Below are 21,912 nucleotides of genomic sequence, written 5' to 3'. Positions count from 1 at the left end.
TGGAAGGATAAGCTATCCTTTTGAAATCGCGTCCCAAATCAGCATTGGAAAAGCGAGGCCGAAATTGGTCATTCGACGACCGTTCCTATATATAAGGTAAATGATTCCCAACATGCGTGATCCGAGTTGACCGACCAGAAATCACCGCGTGGACCTGACGGTCCCTCCGGCATCGAGCCGATTTCCATCATCGAGGAGATGCAGCGCTCCTACCTCGATTACGCGATGAGCGTGATCGTGAGTCGCGCCCTGCCAGACGTGCGCGACGGCATGAAGCCGGTGCATCGCCGCATTCTCTTCGCCTCGCATGAGAGCGGCTACCACTGGAACCGCAAATATGTGAAGTCGGCGCGTCCGGTCGCCGACGTGATGGGTAAATATCACCCGCACGGCGACGCCTCGATCTATGACGCCTTGGTGCGTATGGCGCAGGACTGGTCGATGAGCGTGCCGCTGATCGATGGGCAAGGCAATTTCGGTTCGATCGACGGGGATCCGCCCGCGGCGATGCGCTACACCGAAGCGCGCCTGACCAAGGTCGCGCATGAGCTGCTTGAGGATATCGACAAGGACACTGTCGACTTCCAGGATACCTACGACGCGTCGGGCCAGGAGCCGCGTGTGCTGCCGGCGCGTTTCCCGGCGCTGCTGGTCAATGGCGCCGGCGGCATTGCCGTCGGCATGGCGACCAACATTCCGCCGCACAATCTCGTCGAAGTCTGCAACGGCGCCATCGCCGTCATGGAAAACCCTGCGATCGACCTGCCTGACCTGATGGAGATCATTCCCGGTCCGGATTTCCCGACCGGCGGCCTGATCCTCGGGCGTTCGGGCATCTACAACGCCTATTCGACCGGCCGCGGCTCGGTCATGATGCGCGGCAGGGTCAATATCGAGCAGAGCCGCGGCGACCGCGAGGCGATCATCATCACCGAAGTTCCCTTCCAGGTGAACAAAGCGACGATGATCGAGAAGATGGCCGAACTGGTGCGCGACAAGCGCATCGAGGGCATATCCGACATCCGCGACGAATCCGACCGCCAGGGCTACCGCGTAGTCATCGAGCTCAAGCGCGATGCCAATGCCGAGGTCATCCTCAACCAGCTCTACCGTTTCACGCCGCTGCAGACGTCGTTCGGCGCCAACATGGTGGCGCTCAACGGCGGCAAGCCCGAGGTGCTGACGCTGCTCGACATGCTGAAGGCGTTCGTCGCTTTCCGTGAAGAGGTGATCAGCCGTCGCACCAAGTACCTGCTCAAGAAGGTGCGCGACCGAGCCCACATCTTGGTCGGCCTGGCGATCGCGGTTGCCAATATCGACGAGGTCATCAAGCTGATCCGTACCGCGCCCGATCCGCAGACGGCGCGCGACCAGTTGATGACGCGACGCTGGCCGGCGTCCGACGTCGAGTCACTGATCCGCCTGATCGACGATCCGCGCCACCGCATCAACGATGACGGCACCTACAACCTGTCGGAAGAGCAGGCCCGCGCCATTCTCGAACTGCGCCTGCAGCGCCTGACGGCACTTGGCCGCGACGAAATCGCCGACGAACTGAACAAGATCGGCGCCGAGATCACCGACTATCTCGACATCCTGTCGTCGCGGGCTCGCATTCAGCAGATCGTCAAGGACGAGCTGGTTGCCGTGCGTGACGAGTTTGGCGTGCCGCGCCGCACCGAGATCACCGACGCCGGCTCCGACATGGAAGACGAGGACCTGATCCCGCGCGAGGACATGGTCGTCACCGTCAGCCACTCCGGCTACATCAAGCGCGTGCCGCTGTCGCTCTACCGGGCACAGCGTCGCGGCGGCAAGGGCCGCTCCGGCATGTCGACGAAGGACGAGGATTTCGTCACCCGCCTGTTCGTCGTCAACACGCACACGCCGGTGCTGTTCTTCTCGTCGCGTGGCATCGTCTACAAGGAAAAGGTCTGGCGCCTGCCGATCGGCAATCCTCAGTCGCGTGGCAAGGCTCTGATCAACCTGTTGCCGCTGCAGCAGGGCGAGCGCATCACCACGATCATGCCGTTGCCGGAGGACGAGGCAAGCTGGAGCGAACTCGACGTGATGTTCGCCACCACGCGCGGCACCGTGCGCCGCAACAAGCTGAGCGACTTCGTCGACGTCAAGCGTAATGGCAAGATCGCCATGAAGCTGGAGGAGGAAGGCGACGAGATCCTCGGCGTCGAGACCTGCACCGACAATGACGACGTGCTGCTGACCGCCGATTCCGGCCAGTGCATCCGCTTCCGCGTCGACGACGTGCGCGTGTTCCAGAGCCGCAACTCGGTCGGCGTGCGCGGCATCAGCATGGCCGACGGCGACCGCGTCATCTCGATGGCGATCATCGAGCATGTCGAGGCAAGCCCGGCCGAACGTGCCGCCTATCTCAAGCGCTCGGTCGCCGAGCGGCGACTGGCCGCCGGAGTCGCCGCCGGCGAGGACGAGGATATCGCGTTGACCAACGAGGATGTCGGCGAGGAAGCCGACATCGCCGAGGAGCGCTACCAGTTCCTTGGCGAGCATGAGCAGTTCGTGTTGACGGTCACCGAATATGGCTATGGCAAGCGTTCGTCGTCCTACGATTTCCGCCTGACAAACCGCGGCGGCAAGGGTATCCGCGCCACCGACGTGTCGAAGGTGGCGGAGATCGGCAAGCTGGTGGCGACCTTCCCGGTCGGCAATGACGACCAGATCATGCTCGTCTCCGACGGCGGCCAGGTCATCCGCGTGCCTGTCGACGGCATCCGCACGGCCAGCCGCGCCACCAAGGGCGTGACGATCTTCAACACCGCCGACGGCGAGAAGGTGGTGTCGGTCGAGCGGATTTCCGAGCCGCAGGGCGAGGATGAGGCCGACGAGGCGGTCAATGGTGACGGCGTTGCCGGCGACGCACCGAGCGCAGACCCTGCACCCGAGGGGGAACAGGGCTGATCTTTGCGGGCGCCTGAAAATGGCGTCTGTTCAAGAGCTTGAGATCAGACAATCAGGAAGAGAAAGAAGCGGCGCCGTGGCGCCGCTTTTGCCTGGAGGGGCAGAAACTGTTCAGCGCGGGGCGCGCGGATTGCGCCAGCCCGGAAGCTGCACGCGTGCGGTCTGCACCTTGGTGCGGACGCGGTGAGCCTCCTGATGGAGGCTGAAGGCGGTGGCGACAAGCATGGCCAGAGTCATGGCCGCGGCGAGCATGTAGATCATCATGGCGCTGTTCTCCTGCTGGAAACAACGGACGAGACGCTGTTTGGTTTCACCCACTATAATGAGGTTCTATTCACATCCGCTTGAACTGATCCTGAGATTGCCGTTCATCTCGCATTCATCTCGTAAACCAATTTTCCGGTCGGACACGGAGCAGGTTGGGGGCAAAGCGTGCTTCCACCTTTGGCGCCGATGTTCTAGAAGCAGCCCATGACTGATCGCATCGCCATCTATGCCGGGTCGTTCGACCCGCTCACAAACGGCCATCTCGACGTGCTCAAGGCGTCGCTGGCCGTTGCCGACGTCGTCTATGCCGCTATCGGCATTCATCCCGGCAAGAAGCCTCTGTTTTCCTTCGAAGAGCGTGTGACGCTTATCGAGGAAGCGACGACGGCGGAATTCGGCGCCGATGGCGGACGCATCAAGGTGGTGGCCTTTGACGGGCTGGTGATCGACGCGGCGCGCAAGGAAGGCGCCTCGATCATGATCCGCGGCCTGCGCGACGGCACCGACCTCGACTATGAGATGCAGATGGCCGGCATGAACGAGACCATGGCACCGGAATTGCAGACCGTTTTCCTGCCGGCGAGCCCTTCGGTTCGCACCATTACCGCCACACTTGTCCGTCAGATAGCCTCGATGGGCGGCGACATACGTCCGTTCGTGCCGGCGGCGGTTGCCGGCGCGCTCAACGCCAAATTCGCGAAATAATTTTTCCGGAGTATCGAAACATGCAGCTTAGGAAGCTTGCCTCGTCCGTCGTCGTCCTCGCCGGCCTTTTGGCCGGATCGGCTGCAGCCATTGCTGCCGAGCCCGAGAACACCATGGTCATCACGCTGAAGGGCGGCGACGTGACCATCGCGCTGCGTCCCGACCTCGCGCCCAAGCATGTCGCGCAGATCAAGACGCTGGTGCGCGAAGGCGCCTATGACAACGTCGCGTTCCATCGCGTCATCGGCGGCTTCATGGCCCAGACCGGCGACGTCGAGTTCGGCGACATGAAGGATGGCTTTGATCCCAACCGCGCCGGCATGGGCGGCTCGAAGCTGCCCGACATCCAGGCCGAGTTCTCGCAGGAAAACTTCAAGCGCGGCGTCGTCGGCATGGCACGCTCGCAGGACCCGAATTCGGCGAATTCGCAGTTCTTCATCATGTTCGACACCGCGTCCTCACTCGACGGCCAGTACACCATCGTCGGCGACGTCGAGAGCGGCATGGATCTGGTCGACGCCATCAAGAAGGGTGACGCGGCCAATAATGGGTCGGTCAGCGACCCCGACCGCATGATCAAGGTCCGCATCGCCGCGGACGCCAAGTAAACGAAAACGAAGAGAAGGAATTTCATCATGGCCGAGATCAAGGATCGCGAGAACGCGCTGATCATGGAAACGACCAAGGGCAATGTGGTCATCGAGCTGTTCCCGGACCTGGCGCCCGGCCATGTCGGCCGCATCAAGGAACTGGCGCGCGAAGGCGCCTATGACAGCGTGGTGTTCCACCGCGTCATCGACGGCTTCATGGCCCAGACCGGCGACGTCAAGTTCGGCAAGTCGGGCGGCAAGGACTTCAACCCATCGCGTGCCGGCATGGGCGGTTCGGACAAGCCGGACCTGAAGGCCGAGTTCAACAACATGAACCACGCCCGCGGCACCTGCTCGATGGCGCGTGCCCAGAACCCGAATTCGGCCAACTCGCAGTTCTTCATCTGCTTCGAGGATGCCGGCTTCCTGAACCGCCAGTACACGGTCTGGGGCCAGGTCATCGAAGGCATGGACAATGTCGACAAGATCAAGCGCGGCGAGCCGGTGCAGGATCCCGACAAGATCGTGTCGCTGAAGGTTGCGGCCGACGTCGCGGAATAACTGACAATGGCTGGCGCTCTCTGGTCGCTTCTCGGCGTTCTGGCGGGCGCCTTCATTGCCATTCAGGCACCGATTAATGCGCAGCTGGCGCGCGGCCTCGGCGTGCCCGTCGCAGCGGCTGCGATCTCTTTCCTCGCTGGTGCTGTCGTGCTCGGCGTGGTCACCTTGCTCACCACGCGCATGCCAGGCGCAGCTATCGACTGGAGAGCGCCGGCACCCTGGCTGTTCGTGACTGGCGGTGTGCTCGGCGCGGCCTACGTCACCTCGACCGTGCTGCTGACCCCACGCATCGGTGCGGCGGCATTGATGGCTTTCCTGGTGACGGGGCAGCTCTTGGCCGGCATGCTGGTCGACAAGGCCGGCATTTTGGGTGTTGCCGTGCGTGAGATTTCCATGGGCCGCATCGTCGGTGCCGTGCTTCTGCTCACCGGCGCGCTGATGATCCGTATCTACTGATGCGCGTTGATCTTTTCGATTTCGAGCTGCCGGAGGCGAACATTGCGCTGCGCCCGGCCGAACCGCGCGACATGGCGCGGCTTTTGTGCGTGCGGCCGGACGAAGCGCTGGCCGATCTGTCGGTGCGCGACCTGCCGTCGCTTCTGAACCCTGGCGATGTGCTGGTGCTCAACGACACGCGCGTCATTCCGGCTCAGCTCAAGGGTGTTCGGGTGCGTAGCGAGGCCGTGGCGCATGTCGATGCGACACTGCACATGCGCACCGCACCCGACCGCTGGCTTGCCTTCATGCGGCCAGGCAAGCGGGTTGCCATAGGCGACCGCATCCGGTTCGGCCACGATGCCGAGGCCTGCATGCTCGGCCAGCTCGACGCCACGGTGTTGGAAAAAGGTGAGGGTGGTGAGGCGCTTCTGGCCTTCGACCTCTCTGGACCGGGGCTTGATGAGGCGTTGCATGCCGTCGGCCACATTCCGCTGCCGCCCTATATCGCTTCGAAGCGCCCGGATGATGAGCGCGACCGCAAGGACTACCAGACCGTTTATGCCCGCGAAGAGGGGGCTGTTGCTGCGCCCACCGCCGGCCTGCATTTCACGCCGGAATTGTTTGCGGCGCTCGAGGCGCGCGGCATCGAAAAGCAGTTCGTGACGCTGCATGTCGGCGCCGGCACTTTTTTGCCCGTAAAGGCCGATGACACCGCCGACCACAAGATGCATTCGGAGGTCGGGTACGTTTCGGCCGAGACTGCAACCGTGCTGAATGCGGCGCGGGCGCGGGGCAACAAGGTGGTTGCCGTCGGCACCACGTCGCTGCGCCTGATGGAGAGTGCCGCGCGCGAAGACGGTACCTTGGCCGCCTGGTCAGGCCCGACCGACATCTTCATCACACCCGGCTACCGATTCAAATTCGTCGATGCGCTGATGACCAACTTCCACCTGCCGCGCTCGACGCTGTTCATGCTGGTTTCGGCCTTTGCCGGACTGGAGCGCATGCGCGATGTCTATGCGCATGCCATTTCGAGCGGCTACCGCTTCTATTCCTACGGCGATTCAAGCCTGCTGTTCAGGGACGACCGATGAGTTCTGAGTTCACCTTCAAGCTGCTCGCGACCGACGGCAAGGCGCGGCGCGGTGAAATCACCATGCCACGCGGCACCATCCGTACGCCGGCCTTCATGCCTGTCGGCACAGGCGGCACTGTCAAGGCGATGTATATGGATCAGGTGCGCGGCGTCGGCGCCGACATCATCCTCGGCAACACTTATCATCTGATGCTGCGTCCCGGCGCGGAACGGGTGGCCAAGCTCGGCGGCCTGCACGACTTTGCTCGTTGGCCGCATCCGATCCTGACCGATTCCGGCGGCTTCCAGGTGATGTCGCTGTCGAAGCTGCGCAAGCTCAGCGAAAAGGGCGTGACCTTCCGCTCGCATATCGATGGCGCGCCCTACGAGATGTCGCCGGAGCGTTCGATCGAGATCCAGGGGCTGCTCGATTCCGACATACAGATGCAGCTCGACGAATGCACGGCGCTGCCGTCGACGCCGAAGGAAATCCAGCGCGCCATGGAAATGTCGCTGCGCTGGGCCGAGCGCTGCAAGACCGCCTTCGGCGACCAGCCGGGCAAGGCAATGTTCGGCATCGTGCAGGGCGGCGATATCCCTGACATGCGCGTGCGCTCGGCGCAGGCGCTGACGGGGCTGGAGCTCAAGGGTTATGCCGTCGGCGGCCTCGCCGTCGGTGAGCCGCAGGAGGTGATGCTCGACATGCTCGACATCACCTGTCCGGAACTGCCGCAGGAGAAGCCGCGCTATCTGATGGGCGTCGGTACGCCCGACGACATCATCAAGTCGGTGGCGCGTGGCATCGACATGTTCGATTGCGTGATGCCGACGCGGGCTGGCCGCCACGGCCTTGCCTATACACGCCGCGGCAAGGTGAACCTGCGCAATGCGCGCCACGCTGACGATCCGCGGCCGCTGGACGAGGAAAGCGATTGCCCGGCGGCGCGCGACTATTCGCGCGCCTACCTGCATCATCTGGTTCGCTCGGGCGAGGCACTGGGCGCGATGCTGCTGACCTGGAACAACCTGTCCTATTACCAGCACCTGATGAGCGAGATCCGTGCCTCGATCGAGGCCGGGCGTTTTGCCGACCGTACCACGGAGATCAGCGAAGGATGGGCGCGCGGCGACATCCCGCTGCACAAGGGCTGAGGTCAGCCGCTCACAGCTCTTTCTCGGCCAGTTCGCGGAAGGCATCGGGCACGGACCCCGCGTGCCCGAGCGCGACCGAGGCGTAGCCGACCGCTTCCCAGCCGAAACGTTCGCGGATCGCGTCCATGGCACGGTCAGCGCCCCAGCGCGCCTGGCCTTTTCGCGTGCCTGGTCGGTGTTTTTCGTCGGCGAGCCCAAGCGGCAGTTCGAGCTGCAGGCCGGAATGTTCCTCGAGATGCGAGACAGAGATTGCCAGAAGCGATATGGCGCGTTCGCTCGGGTACTGGGCGAGCACGCCGCGCACCAGTTCTTCGGCGACTTCCGTGATCATTGCGGTGGCCGAGATCGGCGCGTCGAGCGTGATTGACCGCGTCACCGAACGCAGGTCGGCAAAGCGGACGCGGGCGGTGATGGTGCGACCGGGGCGTGATTTGGCCCGGAGGCGCGAGGCGACGCGGTCGGCGAGGTGGCGCAGGGCAGGCACGTAGATATCGGGCCGCGCCGGTTTCATACCGAGCGCCGACTGCGCGCCGGCGGAATGGGCGCGGCGATGCGGCTGGAGGCGGCGTGGATCGCGGTTCCAGGCAAGTGCCGCCAGCTTTTCGCCTGATGCGTGACCGAGCAGGCGTTCGAGCACATGCCGGTTGGCGTTGGCCAGTTGGCCGATGGTGGTGATGCCGGCGTCCGCCAGGCGCGTTTCGGTCGCTGGGCCTACACCCCACATCAGGCCGACAGGCAAGCCGTGCAGGAATGCGATTTCCGCACTGCCATCGACCACGACGATGCCGTCGGGCTTGGCGACCTGCGAGGCGATCTTGGCGAGGTGCTTGGTGCGGGCGACGCCGACTGACATCGGCAGGCCGAGTTCGGTCCGGACCCTGTTCCTGATCTTCTGCGCGATCTCCTCGGGCGAACCGAACAGGTGGGTGCAGCCGGCGACGTCGGCGAAGGCCTCATCGATGGAGATGCGCTCGACCAGCGGCGTGAAATCGCCGAGCACCGCGATCGCTGCGTCGCCCAGACGCTGGTACTCCCTGAAATTGCCGCCGACGAAGATGAGGCCGGGGCACAGTTCGCGGGCGCGCCGGCCCGGCATGCCGCCATGGACGCCGAACGCCTTGGCTTCGTAGGACGCGGCGAGCACCACCCCGCCGCCGACGGCGATGGGCTGCCCGCGCAGGCTCGGGTCGAGCAACTGTTCGACCGACGCATAGAAGGCGTCGAGGTCGGCATGCAGGATGGTGGCTGCGCTTTCCATAGAGGCGATCTGTCGAGAGTGTTCGGAACATAAAGAGAACATACATGCGAAAAGTCAAGCGCGCTGGCGCAAGCGGTGGCGTCCGGTGCGGGCTTATGGAAATCGCTGGCGTCGACTATGGTGCCGCAATCCAAGGAGAATCCCATGACTGTTTCGCTGCGCGTTCCAACATTTGAAGACGTCAGGGTTGCGGCTTCGCGCATCGCTGGCGAGGCGCATCGGACCCCGGTGCTGACCTCGCGCGCTGCCAATGCCAAGATTGGCGGCGAGCTGTTCTTCAAGGCCGAGAATTTGCAGCGCGCCGGTGCTTTCAAGTTCCGCGGTGCCTACAACGCCGTTTCGGCGCTGTCGCCGGAAGCCAGGCAGAAGGGCGTCGTCGCTTTTTCCTCTGGCAACCACGCTCAGGCGCTCGCCTATGCGGCGACGCTGCTCGACGCGCCGTCTGTCATCGTGATGCCCAAGGACGCCCCCGAGATCAAAGTTGCGGCGACCCGGGGCTATGGCGCTGAGGTGGTGTTCTTCGACCGCTACAAGGATGATCGCGAGGCGATGGCGCGCGGGATTTCCGAGGAACGCGGCATGACCGTCATCCCGCCCTTTGATCACCCCGACATCATTGCCGGCCAGGGCACGGCGGCACTTGAACTGATCGACGAGGTTGGACAGCTCGACATCCTCATCGCGCCGCTCGGAGGCGGCGGCCTGCTTGCCGGCTGTGCGCTGAGCGCCAAGGCACTGGCGCCTGGCTGTCGCGTCATCGGCGTTGAGCCGGAGGCCGGCAATGACGGGCAGCAGTCGCTGCAGAAGGGTGAGGTGGTTCGCATCGCGCCGCCGAAGTCGATCGCCGATGGGGCGCTGACCACATATGTCGGCGACCACAATTTTCCGATCCTGCAGGCCAAGGTCGACGGCATCGTCACGGTCAGCGATGCGCAACTGGTGTCGACGATGCGCTTCTTTGCCGAACGCATGAAGCTGATTGTCGAACCGACCGGCTGTCTGGCGGCGGCGGCAGCGCTCAACGGCGTCGTCGACTGTGCGGGCAAACGCGTCGGTATCGTGCTCAGCGGCGGCAATGTCGACCTGAAGGCATTGAGTGGGTTCTTCGCCGACGCCTGACGTCTGACCTGAGCCTGTGGCGCGCAACTCTCCGCCTGAAGGCGTTGTGTCCGCGCCACAGCGACCACGCAACGCTCGTTCCCGAAGATTTGGTGGCTGGACGTGGCAAGCAAGTCCGTCGTATGGCGCGGACATGCTTGGCCGCGCGAAGGTCAGCGGAAATTGCTGTAGATCAGACGGGGCAGGCGCGCATGAACAACAGATACGGAACGCTCGCCTCCTGGGTCTACAATCTCGACAAGCCGGTTGGGCGCTCTTTCGGAGACATCGAATATTATCGTGGGCGTCTTGCGGATTGTGCCGGCTCCATCCTGGAGCCTGCTGTCGGCAATGGTCGCTTTTTCGTGCCGATGCTGGAAGCCGGTTTCGACATCAGCGGCTTCGACCCCTCGAACGAGATGCTTGGCTATTGTCGCAGGGCCTGTGCGGAGCGCTCGCTCGACGAGGGGCGGATCAGCCATGGGACGTTCGAGACCTTTGCCTACGATCGCCGCTTTGCGGCAATCGTCGTGCCGCTTGGCTCGTTCCAGCTGATCACCGACATGGCTGTGGCGAAGGCCGTTTTGCGGCGGTTCTTCGATCATCTGGCGCCGGGCGGGCGGCTGATGATCGACCTGGACGCCATCGGCGGCTTCCTGGGCGAGGGCGGCCGGGTGCGGAGTTGGACCACCTGGGACGGCGATCTGATGACGCTGACCGATGCGCGCGTTTCAACCGACTATGTCGCGCAGACCACCGTGACGCATCTGCGCTACGAACTGTGGAGGGACACCAAACTCGTCGATTCCGAACTGGAGCTGTTCAGCCTGCGTTGGTGGGGCGTCGAGGAATTTGCCATGGCGCTGCGTGAAACGGGTTTCGTCGACGTCGTCGCCTCTGGTGACTATCGTTACGGCCAGGCGCCGGCCACTGGCTGCGAGACGATCAGCGTCGAGGCGCGCCGGCCGGAATGAAATCAATGGCTTGAACCAAGGCGGCAGCTCGACTATCTAGCAGCCATCAGTAATTTCAACAGGATGTGTGCCTCAATGGATTTTTGCCCGACAGCAACGCCGAACCGCATTGCCATTGGGGAATTCCATGCCTGCATCAATCTCTCTGTCGAATATTGCCTGGTCCACGCCTGACGGCCGGACGCTCTTTTCCAATCTATCGCTGAACTTCGAAGCAGGCCGTTCGGGGCTTGTCGGACGCAATGGCGTTGGCAAGTCGACGCTTCTGCATCTGATATCGCGCTCCTTGCTACCGGAGACCGGCAATGTATCCGTCGCTGGCACGCTAGGGCTGTTGCGCCAGGCGGCGCAGATCTCGCCAGGCGAAACCGTGGCCGACCTGTTCGGGGCATCTGAGGGGCTCGACCTGCTGCGGCGTGCTGGGGCCGGACTTGCCAGTGTCGAGGAATTGACCAATGCCGACTGGACGCTGGAGGCACGTATCGAGGCTGCACTCGCCCGCGTCGGGTTGAGCGCGGAGCCTGCCACGGCGCTCGATGCCCTGTCGGGCGGCCAGCGTACGCGTGCGGGGCTCGCCGCGCTGGTCTTTGGCGAGCCCGACTTCATCCTGCTCGACGAGCCGACCAATAATCTCGATCGTGACGGCCGGAAGGCGGTGATCGACCTGCTGGCCGGCTGGCGCACCGGGGCTATCGTCGTCAGCCACGACCGCGAGCTGCTCGACACCATGGACGCCATAGTCGAGCTGACGTCGCTGGGGGCGACGCGCCATGGCGGCAACTGGAGCCATTATCGCGAGCGCAAGGCGATCGAACTGGCCGCGGCCGAGCACGATCTGCTCGACGCTGAACGACGTGTGTCGGAGGTTGCCGTGAAAGGCCAGGCGACGGCCGAGCGCAAGGCACGCAAGGACGGTGTCGGCAAACGCAAAGCGGCCAAGGGTGACATGCCACGCATCCTGATGAACGGGCTGAAAAACCGCGCCGAGAACACATCAGGCGAAAACATCCGCCTGGCAGAGCGCCGGCGCGCCCAGGCGGAAGCAGATGCCGCCGCCGCCCGCGAGCGGATCGAGGTGCTGCAGCCCATCTTGCTGAAATTGCCGTCGACGGGCCTGCCGCCCACGAAGTCGGTGCTGCGCGTTGATCGGCTGACGGCTGGCTACGAGCCGGGAAGGCCGGTCATTTCGGACTTTTCCCTCGATATGACCGGGCCGGAGCGTGTCGCGCTGGTGGGCGGCAACGGCAGCGGCAAGACAACGCTGCTCAAGGCGATCTCGGGCGAACTCGAGCCATGGGCGGGCAGTGTCTCCATACTGACCGCCTATGCCATGCTCGACCAGCAGGTCGGCCTGCTCGACGCCAAGGCTTCGATCCGCGACAACTTCCGCCGCATCAATCCCGAGGCGGACGAAAATGCCTGCCGTGCGGCGCTGGCGCGCTTCATGTTCCGTGCAGATGCGGCGTTGCAGGTCGCGAGCAGCCTGAGCGGCGGCCAGTTGCTGCGGGCTGGACTGGCCTGCGTGCTCGGCGGCAAGGCGCCGCCAGCGTTGCTGATCCTCGACGAGCCGACCAATCATCTTGATATCGACGCCATCGAGGCCGTGGAAGCCGGATTGCGCGGCTATGACGGGGCGCTGCTGGTGGTCAGCCACGACCAGGCATTCCTCGAGGCGATCGGGATCACCAGGCGGGTCGAACTTGGCTGTCAGGAGCCGGATGCGTTCGGGCGATCGTCGGTCGCGGCTCTGATCAGGTGCTGAGCGAGTTTGAGGCACGCAGGCTGACGCCGGTGATGCGCCAGACGCCGTCGGGCTGGAGTTCGAGCGTGTAGACGGCTTCGTAGTCCTTTCCGTCGGCACCGACGATGATCACCTGCTGGACGATCGATGTCGGGCTCGTTTCCTGGAATTTTCCAAAGGAGAAGCTCTGCGGCTTGTGCACTGGCTTGTACGCGCCCGTGACCATGTTCATGAAAGTGTCGAGGGTCGGGAAAATGCGCTTCACATTGGGGGCGGCGTAGCTGTAGGCAGTGGCGTCGTTGCCCGAGCGGAAGGCATGGAGCTGGCCCGAAATGCTGTCTTGTGCTGCCTTGATTTCGGCCTCACCGGCATAGGCCGGGAGGGACATGAGCAGGCAGGCAAAAAGGGCGGCGCGGCGCATGAGGTTCTCCGGTCGCCAACCATGGGCGATGCCAGCAGACACGCTGGACCGCGCAAAATGGTTGCATCGGCAAGGAGTTTATCAGATCAGCCGGTTGCGCGTCAGGCATTCCCGTGCTGTTGGGAGGACAGGCTGCAGCTCCGTTCGCAGGTTCGGGAAAGTCGTCGCATCCGTAATCAAATCTCTTTGCCGTGGTCACAACGCAGCTGTCGCTTGAAAGGCATGGTCCGTTCTGCGACAAGACGGGCAACGATGGAACGGACGAAGCGATGAAGACCTTTTTCGTGCAGATCAAATGTGAGCTCGGCAAGGCCTATGAGGTGGCGAGCGCATTGGCGGACGCCGAAATCGCCTCGGAGATCTATTCGACTGCCGGCAACTACGACCTGCTGGTCAAATTCTACGTCGATGACGAAGAGGACATCGGCCACTTCGTCAACGAACGAGTCCATGCCATCGGCAACATCAAGGATACCTTCACCACGGTGACGTTCCGCGCGTTCTGAGCGGGACAAGGGCAGGGATCTGCTCATATCGCCTGCATACTGCCGAAAATACGGGCAATTTTCCGATAAATAAGCCGGCTGTCGCCAAAACCGGCGATTGCGCTTGATTTTCTCTCCCGAGGTCATTTCACTGGCCAAGAGGGGAGTTTGCCATTGGTTGCGTTCGACGAAATGCTGCCGGCAGAAGCCGGTTTGAGAAGACCCTATGAGGCCTATGACGGCTGGCTGAAAAACCAGGACCCCGCCCGACTTACTGAAAAGATGCGCGATGCCGAGCGCGTTTTTCGCAAGACCGGCATCACCTTTGCCGTCTATGGCGAGCAGGAAGCATCGGAACGGCTGATCCCGTTCGACATCGTCCCCCGCATCATTTCAGGCAATGAATGGCGCCGGCTGACGCAGGGCATCGAGCAGCGCGTTCAGGCGCTCAACGCTTTTCTCGACGACATCTATCATCGCCAGGAGATCCTCAGGGCAGGGCGCGTGCCACGCGAGCTGATCGCCACCAATGAGGCCTTCCTGCCGGAGATGATCGGGGTTCGGCCGCCGGCGGGCGTCTACACCCACATCATCGGCGTCGACATTGTACGCATCGCCGAAAACGAGTTCTACGTGCTCGAGGACAATGCGCGCACGCCCTCGGGCGTATCCTACATGCTGGAGAACCGCGAGACGATGCTGCAGCTCTTTCCCGAGCTGTTCCAGCGCATCAAGGTGCATCCGGTCGAGAACTATCCGCAACTGCTCAGGCAGTCGCTGGCGGCGGTGAAGCCGAACGGTGTGAACGGTGCGCCGACTATTGCCGTGCTGACGCCGGGCAGCTTCAACTCGGCCTATTTCGAGCATGCGTTTTTGGCCGACCAGATGGGCGTGCAGCTTGTCGAGGGACAGGATCTGCGCGTCGTCGACGGCCATGTCGCGATGCGCACGACCGAAGGCTACAAGCAGATCGACGTGCTCTACCGCCGCGTCGACGACGCCTATCTCGACCCGCTGACCTTCAAGCCGGATTCGGCACTCGGCGTGCCCGGCATCATGGACGTCTACCGCGCCGGCAACATCACGATTGCCAATGCGCCAGGCACCGGTATCGCCGACGACAAGGCGATCTATTCCTACATGCCCGAGATCATCGAGTTCTACACCGGCCGCAAGCCGATCCTCGGCAACATCCCGACGTGGCGCTGCTCGGAAGCAAACAGCCTGAAATATGTCCAGGAGCATCTGGCCGAGCTGGTGGTCAAGGAAGTGCACGGCTCGGGCGGCTACGGCATGCTGGTCGGCCCTGCGGCTACTAGGAAGGAGCGCGAGGAGTTTTCCAAGAAGCTCGCGGCCCGGCCGTCGAACTACATCGCCCAACCGACGCTATCGCTATCGACCTGCCCGATCCTGACCGAGAAGGGGCTTGCCCCCAGGCATGTCGACCTCAGGCCGTTCGTGCTGGTCTCCGACCGTATCCGCATTGTGCCGGGCGGGTTGACGCGTGTGGCCCTCAAGGAGGGGTCGTTGGTGGTGAATTCATCGCAAGGTGGCGGGACCAAGGATACCTGGGTTCTGGACGACTAGGGGGACGTTGATTTTTCATGCTTCTGGGACGCACCGCCAACGGCCTCTACTGGATGAACCGCTATATCGAGCGGACCGAGAACATGGCGAGGCTGATCGATGCCGGCCTGCGCATCGCGCTGACCCGCAGCCAGGATGCCTCCGAGGAATGGAAATCGGTGCTGCTCTCCGCCGGTGCTGCCAGCTCTTTTGCCGGGAAACACTCAGACTACACGGCGGAAAACGTTGCCGATTTCCTGTTGCGCGACATGTCGAACCCGTCGAGTGCCGTGGCGGCGATGGAGACCGCGCGCAACAATGCGCGCATGGTGCGCACGGCCTTGACGCGGGAGACCTGGGAGAGCATCAACGAAGCGTGGATGGCGCTGAAGCGCATGCTGGCGTCTCCGATCGATCAGCGCGAATTGCCCGGCGTGCTCGACGCCATCAAGCGTGAAACCGCGCTGATCCGCGGTTCGTTCTATGGAACGATGCTACGCAACGAGATCTTCGATTTCGCTCAGCTCGGCACCTACATGGAACGCGCCGACAACACCGCGCGTATCCTCGATGTCAAATATTACGTGCTTTTGCCCTCGGTCTCCTGGGTTGGCTCGTCGCTCGACAACTACCAGTGGGAATCAATCTTGCGGTCGGTTGCGGCGCACCGGTCCTATCGCTGGGTCTACGAGGCCGAATACAAGCCAACCAACATCGCCGAGTATCTGATCCTCAATGCGCGCATGCCGCGTTCGCTGTCGTTCAGCTATCGCTTCCTTGCCGAGCATCTGAAGTTCCTCGGCGAGGACTATGGCGCCCGGCATCCGGCGCAGGAGATCGCCGAGCGGATCTATGCCCGTCTGCGTGGCACCGAAATCAAGGATATCTTCGAAACCGGTCTGCACGAGTTCCTGGCCGACTTCATCAGGGACAATAACCGGCTGGGCGATCAGGTCGCCCAGGATTTCGGCTTTTATTGATCGGATAGGATGATGCGGCTCAAGGTCAGCCACCGCACCGAATACAGCTATGACGAGCCGATCCGCTACGGCTTGCAGCGGCTCAGGCTGTGGCCCGCGAGCGGTCCGGCGCAGACGATGCTGACCTGGGCGCTGCACATCGAAGGCGCGCGGGAGGAGGTGCGTTTCCTCGATCAGTTCGGCAACGACACGCGGCTTCTGTCCATCGATGGAGATCCGCATACGATCAGCGTGGTGGCTGAAGGCGAGATAGAGACCAACGATACGGCTGGTGTTTCGGGACCACATCGCGGTTTTGCGCCGCTCTGGCTGTTCGAACACCAGACGCCGCTGACGGCGCCCGGCACAGCGATCCGCGATCTGGCGGCAAGCGTCGGCGATGGAGGCGATCTGCAGCGGCTGCACGGGTTGATGGCGCTCATCCAGCAGCGGATAGCTTATGTCACCGGCACGACGGACTCGCGCACGACCGCCGAGGAAGCACTGGTGAAAGGGACCGGCGTCTGCCAGGACCACTCACATGTATTTGCCGCTTCGGCCCGGCTGCTTGGTTTTCCCGCGCGCTATGTCAGCGGCTACCTGATGATGAACGACCGGGTCGACCAGGTTGCCACGCACGCCTGGGCGGAGGCCTATGTCAGCGACCTCGGCTGGGTCGGCTTCGATGCAGCCAACGGCATGTCGCCCGACGAACGCTATGTGCGCGTGGCTGTCGGCCGCGACTATCGCGAGGCGATGCCGATAGCCGGCATTCTGATCGGGCATGCGCAGGAACGGCTTGCAGTCCACATCACGGTAGAGCAGTAATCCGGCATAAGAACATTCGCCGGAACTGGAATCGATGACCTATTGCGTCGGCATGAAAATTGACCGTGGCCTGGTGTTCATGTCGGACACGCGGACCAATGCCGGGGTCGACAATATCTCTACCTTTCGCAAGATGCGCATCTGGGAGCAACCGGGCGAGCGCGCGGTCGTCTTGATGTCGGCCGGTAATCTGGCCACCACGCAGGCCGTGGTCAGCCTGCTCGACGAGCGCACCAAGGCTGCCGCCGAGCGTGCGCCGACGCTGCTCGAAGCGCCTTCGATGTTCCAGATCGCACGCATCGTCGGCGACACGGTCAAGGAAGTGATCGCCCAATCGGCCCCGGCCGGCCAGACAGCGGATGCTGCCTTCAACGCCTCCTTCATTCTCGGCGGCCAGGTCAAAGGCAGCGAACCCCGACTGTTCATGATCTATCCCGAAGGCAATTTCGTCGAATGCAGCGACGACACGCCGTTCTTCCAGATCGGCGAGACCAAATATGGCAAGCCGATCATCGTGCGCGCCTATGACCGCGCAATGAGCTTTGCTGAAACGGTGAAGCTTTTGATGGTGTCGTTCGATTCGACGCTGAAATCGAACCTGTCGGTCGGCCTGCCGCTCGATCTGGCGTTCTACGAGAAGGACAGTTTCAAGATCGGGCTGAAGAGGCGCATCGGCCCCGACGATCCCTATTACCGGAGTGTGTCCGAAGGCTGGTCGGATGCCTTGAAGGCCGCGTTCCAGAGCTTGCCCGATTTCATCGAATAATCGAATGCCTGGCCGGTCCTGAGGCTGATGGGGAGGGAGAATTGCCATGCATAGCGAGGCGTTTCGCCATTGGTCGCAGAAGGCCGCCGAATGGGGCGCCGACTATCGTGACGGCCTGCGCGACCTGCCGGTGCGACCGCGCCTCGAGCCGGGCCAGGTGCTGAACTCGATTGCCGCCAGCCCGCCTGAGGCCGCCGAGCCGATGGACGAGATCTTCGCCGACTTCGAGGCCAAGATCGTGCCGGGCATGACGCATTGGCAGCATCCGCGCTTTTTCGCCTATTTCCCGGCCAATGCGGCACCGGTGTCTGTGGTGGCGGAGTATCTGGTGAGCGCAATGGCGGCGCAATGCATGCTGTGGCAGACCTCGCCCGCAGCGACCGAACTCGAGACCCGCGTCGTCGACTGGATGCGCCAGGCCCTCGGTCTGCCTGAAAGCTTTACCGGTGTGATCCAGGATTCGGCCTCGTCGGCGACGCTTGCCGCCGTGCTGACGATGCGCGAACGCGCACTCGACTGGCAGGGCAACAAGTCGGGCCTGTCGGCTGCGCCCCGGATCCGCGTCTACTGCTCGGAGCACGTGCACACGTCGATCGATCGCGCCATCTGGATATCAGGCATTGGCGATGACAATCTGGTGCGCATTCCGAGCGAGGGGCGCTTTCGTGCCTTGTCGCCCGAGGGACTGGATGCGGCAATCGTCGAGGACCGCAACAATGGCCTGCTGCCGGCTGGCATCATTGCCTGTGTCGGCGGCACCAGCGTGGGCGGCACTGACGACGTGGCGGCGGTCGTGGAGGTGGCCAGGCGCCACGGCCTCTACGTTCATGTCGACGCCGCCTGGGCTGGCTCGGCGATGATCTGCCCGGAGTTCCGCCATTTCTGGGCAGGTGTCGAGGGCGTGGATTCCATTGTCTTCAATCCGCATAAGTGGCTGGGGGCGCAGTTCGACTGTTCGATCCAGTTCATCCGCGATCCCGAAAGCCTCGTACGCACGCTGGCGATCCGGCCGGAGTTCCTGAAGACGCATGGCCGCGACGGGATCACCAATTATTCGGAATGGTCGGTGCCGCTCGGCCGACGCTTCCGGGCGCTGAAGCTGTGGTTTCTGCTGCGTGCGCATGGGCTGGATGGCTTGCGCGGGATGATCCGCAATCATGTCAGATGGAGCGAGGGGCTGGCGCAGCGGCTGGGTCGTGAGGTCGATTTCGAGATCACCAGCGAGCCGATGCTGTCGCTGTTTTCGTTCCGTCATGCGCCGCCGGGCGTTGACGATCTCGACGACCACAATCTGGCGCTGGTCGAGGCGATCAATCGCGACGGACGCATTTATCTGACGCAGACGCGGCTCGACGGGCGCGCCGTAATCCGCTTCCAGGCCGGGCAGTTCGAGGCGACGGAAGCCGATGTCGACACGGCTTTCGAGGTGATCGTCGAGATCGCACGGGCTGCGGGATAGGCGTCAATCGTAGCAAAGACCAGCCGGAACAGGACGTTCCGGCTGGCTTCATTGTTCAGGCAATGTGTCAGGCGCCCTGGATATAGGGCAGCACCTCGATCGTGCCGCGATAGATCATCTCGCCGGCGACATAGAGGATGATGACCAGGCCGACATAGGCGATCCAGCGGTGCTTCTGCAGCAGGTTGGCGATGAAGCTCGCGGCAACGCCCATCAGCGCGATCGACAGCACCAGGCCGAAGATCAGAACGTTGGGATGGTCGCGCGCGGCACCGGCGACGGCCAGCACATTGTCGAGAGACATCGAGACGTCGGCGATGAGGATCTGCCAGGCGGCCTGGGCAAAGGTCTTGCGCGGCGCGGTACCCGCGACCTTGCCGTCCTTGTCGATATCCTGGTCGGACAAGGCTTCGACGGCCTGGGTTTCCTCGGCATGGCTGTGGCGGAGTTCACGCCACATCTTCCAGCACACCCACAGAAGCAGCACGCCACCGGCGAGCAGCAGGCCGACGATCTGGAGAAGCTGGGTCGTTGCAGCGGCAAAGCCGATACGGAGCACCGTTGCGGCGATGATGCCGACCAAGATCGCCTTGGCGCGCTGGTCCTTGGGCAGGCCCGCGGCGGCGAGGCCGATGACGATGGCATTGTCACCGGCCAGAACCAGATCGATCATGATGACCTGGAAGAGGGCGGTCAGGGCCTCGGGGGTAAAGAATTCTGTCATATGGCACCCTTTGCTTTCAGCAAGGGCGGCGTGGCTTGCAGACATGATCTGCCGCACCGGGATGGCTCCGGTCGAGCAAGAATCAGGACGTGCTGAGTGGTGAATGCATGTTGAGCCAGGCCGCCGGATTGGAAACTCCAGTCCGACATCGCAGCCATGGTGACTGCCAGAGGGGCCCGGCCTGGGTGGCAGGTTGGTAATCGATCGCTGCGCGGATTTCAAGGCCGAAACCGCATTTGTTCCACATCCCGCGGAGGCCGGATATTCGACCAATGCGGCTTCGATGTGACTTTCGAAGTGCCTTTTCACTGCTTTCGTTCTGGCCTATCGTTGCTCAAAACGAAATTCAGGGAACGCTCATCATGTATCTGTCGCCGCGCCAGTCCGAGATCATCCAACTGGCCAAGGACAACGGACGCGTGCTGGTCGACGACCTGGCGAGCCATTTCCAGGTGACGCCGCAGACGATCCGCAAGGATCTCAACGATCTCTGCGACCAGCGGCTGTTGAGCCGCATCCATGGCGGGGCGCTATTCCCCTCTGGCATCGAGAACCTCGAATATGAGGCGCGGCGCAAGATTGCCGCCGACGAGAAGGACGCGATCGGCCAGGCGGCGGCGCGCATCATTCCCGACAACGCCTCTTTGTTCGTCAATATCGGCACGACCACGGAGGCCGTCGGCAAGGCGCTGCTCGACCATAAGGGGCTGATGGTCATCACCAACAACATCAACGTCGCCAACAGGATGCGGGTCTACCCTGACATGGAGGTGGTGATCGCCGGTGGTGTGGTGCGCGGCTCGGACGGTGGCATCGTCGGCGAGGCGGCGGTCGACTTCATCCGCCAGTTCAAGGTCGATTATGCGGTGATCGGCGCCTCGGCGATCGACCATGATGGCGCTTTGCTCGACTTCGACTTCCGCGAAGTCAAGGTGGCGCAGGCAATCATCGCCAACGCACGCCACGTCATCCTCGTCTCCGACCAGACCAAGTTCGAGCGCACCGCACCGGTGCGCATCGCGCATCTGTCGCAAATGGACACCTTCATCACCGACCATTGCGACATTCCCAGCATCCGCAAGATCTGTGCGGAATCGGACGTGCAGCTCGTCGAAACGAAAAGACCCGCGCCGTGAGCGCGGGTCCTGAGTGAGCGCGCCTGAGCGTCAGCGTGCCTAGTAAGGCGAATAGCACTGCTGGCGCGGCCCGTTATAGGGCTGGAAGGTGTTGTCATAGGCCCGGTAGGACCGGTAGCGGTCATAACACCATTGGACATGCGCATTGCCGTAGCGGCTCGGCTGGACGTAGCGGGGCTGGGGCTGGTTGGCGATGGCGCCGCCGATGATCGCACCCGCTATGAAGGCGCCTGCCGGGAACCAGAAATTGTTGTGGCGACGATAGCCGGGTCGGTAGTCGCGATAACCGCGATGACCGTTGAAATACACCACGTCGCCACGTTCGCGATAGAAACCGCTGCGCGGTGCGCGGAAATGGCTGGCGCTGTCGCTGCGCATCACACGGCGCTTTTTCCAGTAGCCGTCATACTGGACCTGTTGGATAGCCGTGTCGGCCTGGGGAGCTTTGGGCACGAAGGCCGGCGCCGCCATCGCCTCGGCCACAGGCAGCACCGCAAATGAAGCCGCGATGGCCGTTGCCATGACGCTTGAGATGAATTTGTTCATGATCGTTTCCTCGTAAAGCGGATGTTCCTTCACGGGCATAACGGCGGGAGACGACAATTGTTCCTGGAGCGGCGAGACGGAATCAGCAGATCCAGGGTTCGAATCCCTGGGCGCTCACCTTTCTGCGTCTGTGTACAGCCCGAAGACATAGGTAACAGTTTGTACCTAAGACATGGGTGACAACCTCGTGCCGAACGGGTTGTCGATGGTCTGCAGGGTCCTCTGT

At 62.9% G+C, this 21,912-nt stretch carries 22 protein-coding genes; 17 read left to right on the top strand and 5 right to left on the bottom strand.

The window, feature by feature from the left end:
• The first annotated feature begins 126 nt into the window (after positions 1-126).
• Positions 127-2,937 carry a DNA gyrase subunit A gene (gene gyrA, locus HNQ95_RS29035; protein ID WP_067962248.1) on the top strand — a complete coding sequence of 937 codons (2,811 nt, stop codon included), beginning with the start codon at positions 127-129 and terminating at the stop codon, positions 2,935-2,937.
• Positions 2,938-3,048: 111 nt separating this feature from the next.
• On the opposite strand, the gene HNQ95_RS29030 is transcribed toward gyrA, so the two are convergent.
• Positions 3,049-3,201 carry a hypothetical protein gene (locus tag HNQ95_RS29030; RefSeq protein WP_165915867.1) on the bottom strand — a complete coding sequence of 51 codons (153 nt, stop codon included), beginning with the start codon at positions 3,199-3,201 and terminating at the stop codon, positions 3,049-3,051.
• 207 nt (positions 3,202-3,408) lie between these two features.
• Between HNQ95_RS29030 and coaD the strand changes: the two genes are divergently transcribed.
• The 6 genes from coaD to tgt all read left to right on the top strand — a co-directional run bounded on the left by coaD (position 3,409) and on the right by tgt (position 7,725).
• Positions 3,409-3,909, top strand: a complete 501-nt coding sequence (gene coaD / locus HNQ95_RS29025; protein ID WP_067962246.1) for a pantetheine-phosphate adenylyltransferase — start codon at positions 3,409-3,411, stop codon at positions 3,907-3,909.
• Positions 3,910-4,022: 113 nt separating this feature from the next.
• Positions 4,023-4,517: a peptidylprolyl isomerase gene (locus HNQ95_RS29020; RefSeq protein ID WP_246341036.1), complete on the top strand. Its 495-nt coding sequence runs from the start codon at positions 4,023-4,025 to the stop codon at positions 4,515-4,517.
• Between the two features lie 27 nt (positions 4,518-4,544).
• Positions 4,545-5,060, top strand: a complete 516-nt coding sequence (locus HNQ95_RS29015; RefSeq protein ID WP_182575838.1) for a peptidylprolyl isomerase — start codon at positions 4,545-4,547, stop codon at positions 5,058-5,060.
• Between the two features lie 6 nt (positions 5,061-5,066).
• Positions 5,067-5,516, top strand: coding sequence for a DMT family transporter (locus HNQ95_RS29010; protein ID WP_067962240.1), 450 nt, complete (start codon positions 5,067-5,069; stop codon positions 5,514-5,516).
• Entirely contained in the window at positions 5,516-6,592 is a 1,077-nt protein-coding gene (gene queA, locus HNQ95_RS29005; RefSeq protein WP_182575837.1) for a tRNA preQ1(34) S-adenosylmethionine ribosyltransferase-isomerase QueA, read from the top strand. The genes HNQ95_RS29010 and queA overlap by 1 nt, the downstream gene beginning before the upstream one ends.
• Positions 6,589-7,725 carry a tRNA guanosine(34) transglycosylase Tgt gene (tgt, locus tag HNQ95_RS29000; RefSeq protein ID WP_182575836.1) on the top strand — a complete coding sequence of 379 codons (1,137 nt, stop codon included), beginning with the start codon at positions 6,589-6,591 and terminating at the stop codon, positions 7,723-7,725. The genes queA and tgt overlap by 4 nt, the downstream gene beginning before the upstream one ends.
• A 10-nt stretch (positions 7,726-7,735) precedes the next feature.
• Here tgt and dinB read toward each other — a convergent pair whose 3' ends face one another.
• The gene (gene dinB, locus HNQ95_RS28995) at positions 7,736-8,983 is read right to left on the bottom strand and encodes a DNA polymerase IV (RefSeq protein ID WP_154387047.1); all 1,248 of its coding nucleotides are present in this window, start codon (positions 8,981-8,983) and stop codon (positions 7,736-7,738) included.
• Positions 8,984-9,127: 144 nt separating this feature from the next.
• Here dinB and HNQ95_RS28990 point away from each other — a divergent pair, with 144 nt between their 5' ends.
• The 3 genes from HNQ95_RS28990 (at position 9,128) to HNQ95_RS28980 (ending at position 12,817) form a co-directional block, all read left to right on the top strand.
• Positions 9,128-10,102: a threo-3-hydroxy-L-aspartate ammonia-lyase gene (locus HNQ95_RS28990; protein WP_154387046.1), complete on the top strand. Its 975-nt coding sequence runs from the start codon at positions 9,128-9,130 to the stop codon at positions 10,100-10,102.
• 191 nt (positions 10,103-10,293) lie between these two features.
• Positions 10,294-11,055 (top strand): class I SAM-dependent methyltransferase, encoded by a 762-nt coding sequence (locus HNQ95_RS28985; protein ID WP_182575835.1) that lies wholly within the window; start codon positions 10,294-10,296, stop codon positions 11,053-11,055.
• 127 nt (positions 11,056-11,182) lie between these two features.
• Positions 11,183-12,817: an ABC-F family ATP-binding cassette domain-containing protein gene (locus HNQ95_RS28980; RefSeq protein ID WP_182575834.1), complete on the top strand. Its 1,635-nt coding sequence runs from the start codon at positions 11,183-11,185 to the stop codon at positions 12,815-12,817.
• On the opposite strand, the gene HNQ95_RS28975 is transcribed toward HNQ95_RS28980, so the two are convergent.
• Entirely contained in the window at positions 12,807-13,217 is a 411-nt protein-coding gene (locus HNQ95_RS28975) for a DUF4864 domain-containing protein (RefSeq protein ID WP_067962229.1), read from the bottom strand. The genes HNQ95_RS28980 and HNQ95_RS28975 overlap by 11 nt on opposite strands.
• A 269-nt stretch (positions 13,218-13,486) precedes the next feature.
• Between HNQ95_RS28975 and HNQ95_RS28970 the strand changes: the two genes are divergently transcribed.
• From HNQ95_RS28970 to HNQ95_RS28945, 6 genes are all read left to right on the top strand, one after another.
• Positions 13,487-13,723, top strand: a complete 237-nt coding sequence (locus tag HNQ95_RS28970; protein ID WP_067966581.1) for an Lrp/AsnC ligand binding domain-containing protein — start codon at positions 13,487-13,489, stop codon at positions 13,721-13,723.
• Between the two features lie 153 nt (positions 13,724-13,876).
• Positions 13,877-15,289, top strand: coding sequence for a circularly permuted type 2 ATP-grasp protein (locus HNQ95_RS28965; protein ID WP_182575833.1), 1,413 nt, complete (start codon positions 13,877-13,879; stop codon positions 15,287-15,289).
• Between the two features lie 17 nt (positions 15,290-15,306).
• Positions 15,307-16,248 (top strand): alpha-E domain-containing protein, encoded by a 942-nt coding sequence (locus HNQ95_RS28960; protein WP_067962227.1) that lies wholly within the window; start codon positions 15,307-15,309, stop codon positions 16,246-16,248.
• Between the two features lie 12 nt (positions 16,249-16,260).
• Positions 16,261-17,055: a transglutaminase family protein gene (locus tag HNQ95_RS28955; protein ID WP_067966579.1), complete on the top strand. Its 795-nt coding sequence runs from the start codon at positions 16,261-16,263 to the stop codon at positions 17,053-17,055.
• Positions 17,056-17,089: 34 nt separating this feature from the next.
• Complete coding sequence (locus HNQ95_RS28950; protein WP_067962223.1) at positions 17,090-17,821, top strand: proteasome-type protease; 732 nt, start codon at positions 17,090-17,092, stop codon at positions 17,819-17,821.
• Between the two features lie 46 nt (positions 17,822-17,867).
• Positions 17,868-19,280, top strand: coding sequence for a pyridoxal phosphate-dependent decarboxylase family protein (locus tag HNQ95_RS28945; protein ID WP_182575832.1), 1,413 nt, complete (start codon positions 17,868-17,870; stop codon positions 19,278-19,280).
• A gap of 67 nt (positions 19,281-19,347) precedes the next feature.
• On the opposite strand, the gene HNQ95_RS28940 is transcribed toward HNQ95_RS28945, so the two are convergent.
• Entirely contained in the window at positions 19,348-20,004 is a 657-nt protein-coding gene (locus tag HNQ95_RS28940; RefSeq protein ID WP_067962220.1) for a TerC family protein, read from the bottom strand.
• Positions 20,005-20,366: 362 nt separating this feature from the next.
• Between HNQ95_RS28940 and HNQ95_RS28935 the strand changes: the two genes are divergently transcribed.
• A complete protein-coding gene (locus tag HNQ95_RS28935; protein WP_067962218.1) occupies positions 20,367-21,140 on the top strand; it encodes a DeoR/GlpR family DNA-binding transcription regulator in 774 nt (257 codons plus the stop codon).
• Positions 21,141-21,179: 39 nt separating this feature from the next.
• On the opposite strand, the gene HNQ95_RS28930 is transcribed toward HNQ95_RS28935, so the two are convergent.
• Positions 21,180-21,686, bottom strand: a complete 507-nt coding sequence (locus HNQ95_RS28930; protein ID WP_067966576.1) for a BA14K family protein — start codon at positions 21,684-21,686, stop codon at positions 21,180-21,182.
• Positions 21,687-21,912: the final 226 nt, after the last annotated feature.

Origin of the sequence: Aminobacter ciceronei (genome assembly GCF_014138625.1) — a bacterium.
Taxonomy (GTDB): Bacteria; Pseudomonadota; Alphaproteobacteria; order Rhizobiales; family Rhizobiaceae; genus Aminobacter; species Aminobacter ciceronei.
This window is presented reverse-complemented; position numbering and strand designations above follow the sequence as displayed.